The sequence below is a fragment of the Polynucleobacter sp. 35-46-11 genome (assembly GCF_002281105.1).
In genome coordinates this window covers 1-2,481 of the sequence record NZ_NCFJ01000382.1, presented here as the reverse complement: position 1 = coordinate 2,481, position 2,481 = coordinate 1, and the positions used below count along the sequence as shown (strand labels likewise).

Annotated in this window: 1 protein-coding gene; it reads right to left on the bottom strand. The window is 46.2% G+C overall.

Features of this window, described 5'->3' with window-relative positions; all coding sequences use genetic code 11:
- Positions 1 to 641 precede the first annotated feature (641 nt).
- A partial coding sequence (locus B7Y67_RS15225; RefSeq protein WP_293599361.1) for an EAL domain-containing protein occupies positions 642 to 2,481 on the bottom strand: 1,840 nt, incomplete at its 5' end.

Here is a 2,481-nt window from a genome sequence, read left to right as displayed (position 1 = left end):
ATACCCCATGGTCCGTTATACCTGTTACTTGAGTACCAACGATCACTGCTGTATACCCAATATAAACCATCGTAGAAAAAATAATTCAGGCTGATACTTGGGTCATAATAAACCGGATATCCAGGCACCAACACCAAGCGCGGAGATACTGGTACGTGAATGCCAACATTCACCCCTACATGATCAGGGCGCGTGTTGTTAGTACACGAACTCAGCGTAACTACCGCCAATAAAGATAACAGCATCGTCAAATAGCGCATTTAAAACTCCTCATTGAGAATACGTATATTCTCATCACATAATCAATCATTTTATTATCCGGTATGCTACGAACTGCGCATACACGATTCAGGGTAATGCATTTACGGTCACCTTAATTCGTTGCACCTACATTCGTATTTAAGCGTCATAAGATGAACGTTCTTATCGAGTAAACGTTGACTGATATGCATGCCGCCATAGCCATAAGGGAAAGCCCCTAGGTGCTTGCACCCATTTACGCTGGCCTTGCAATTGATTAAATTGAACGCTTCGGTGACACGTAATTCCGAACCAACCATGAAGTGCCTTTGGTATGATTCGCGACTTCTCCCTTCAGTGTCACCGTCTTTTTTTGTGCGCTGCCGTTAATCGTTTCAAGCTTAAGCTTTGATTGTTTTTTGGAACGCCTCAAATTGCTTTACAGGCAAAGGCTTACTGAATAAATAGCCTTGAAACAGCTGACATCCGTGCTCTATCAAAAACGCCAATTGCTCTTCGGTTTCCACCCCTTCGGCCAGCACTTCCAAACCTAAGTTTTGGCCTAGATTAATAATCGTGTGCACGATACTGGTGTCTCTATCGGTACGAGAAATATCACGTACAAAAGATTGATCAATTTTCAATTGCCCCAAGGGCAGACGTTTTAAATAAGATAATGATGAGTAGCCAGTGCCAAAATCGTCCAAAGAGAACCCAACACCTATGGTACTTAACGCGTTCATTTTGATAATAATGTCTTCAACGTTATCAACCAGAATACTTTCTGTGAGCTCTAGTTTTAATTTTTCAGGGTTAATGCCGGTGGCCTTTACTAATTGCAGCACCTGCTCTACAAAGTCCGACTGTTGATATTGCCTAGGGCTGACATTCACAGACAAACTCAAATGGCTGGTCGCCGGATTGTGCGCCCACAGCAATAACTGTCGGCAAGCACTGGCTAACACCCATTCGCCAATTTGCAGAATCAGACCCGAGTCTTCGGCAAGCTGTATAAAGTCACTCGGCATGATTAAACCACGTTGCGGATGATGCCAGCGAATCAGGGCTTCCGCGCCTATTATCTGTCTTGCGCGATCTAGTTGTGGCTGAAAATACAGCACAAATTGCTGCTGCAACACGCCATTGTGTAAATCACCTTCCAACGCCACACGCTCACGTAAAAACGCTTCCATTTCCGGATCAAAAAAGCGATACGCATTGCGCCCGGAATCTTTGGCTTTATACATCGCCAAGTCGGCACGCCTGAGTAATTCATCTACCGTCGTATTAGCATCTTTGCCAAACAGCGTGACGCCAATACTAGGCGTAGTGTGGTGCGTATAGTTGTTCAAATAAAACGGCTCTTCGAAGCTGCGTAGTATTTTTTCGCACACGATTTTCACTTGCAGCGTCGCCTCGTCAGGATTTTCATCCAGCTTATCGACAATCACCACAAACTCGTCGCCACCTAGACGACTCACGGTATCGCTGGCACGTACACAATTTACAATACGCCGTGCAACCTCGATTAACAACATATCGCCTATGTCGTGGCCGTGCGTATCGTTCAACGATTTGAAGTTATCCAGATCAATAAACAACACTGCGCCAGATTGCTGATTGCGCACGCTTGCTGCCAAGCGCTGCTGCAAACGGTCGGTTAATAACTGGCGATTAGGCAAGCCGGTCATGGTGTCATAAAAGGCCAGCTGCTGAATTTTCAGATCCGATTGTTTGCGTTGCGTAATGTCGCGCATCACCGCAACCCAATGCGTATGCCAGCCAGATTCGTCACGTATCGGCACAATATCCTGCTCTAGCCAAATTTCCTCTGCGGATTTTTTATACTGTATAAGCTCGGCATGCACCGGCTGCGCAGCGTCTAATGCTTGAGCGATTCTAAGCAACTCAGATGGCTGCGTGTTCTTACCATGTAAGATATTGGGCGACTTGCCGATGACCTCATCACGGCTGAAGCCAGTAATTTCCTCAAACGCATCATTCACCAGAATAATGCGCTGACTGGTGACGTCTGCCGACTCCGCCTCAGTAATCATCACAATGTCGTTCAAGCGTGAAATACCGCTTTCTAATAAACGCAAATGCTCCTGTGCCTGATGCCGCTCAATTGCAATACCCAATATGTGCGAACAAGCGCCGACAAATTCCAGCTCGTCTTCTGCGGGCGTATGCGGTAGCTGGTGATACACCGCAAAAGTGCCCAACACTTGATTATGGCTA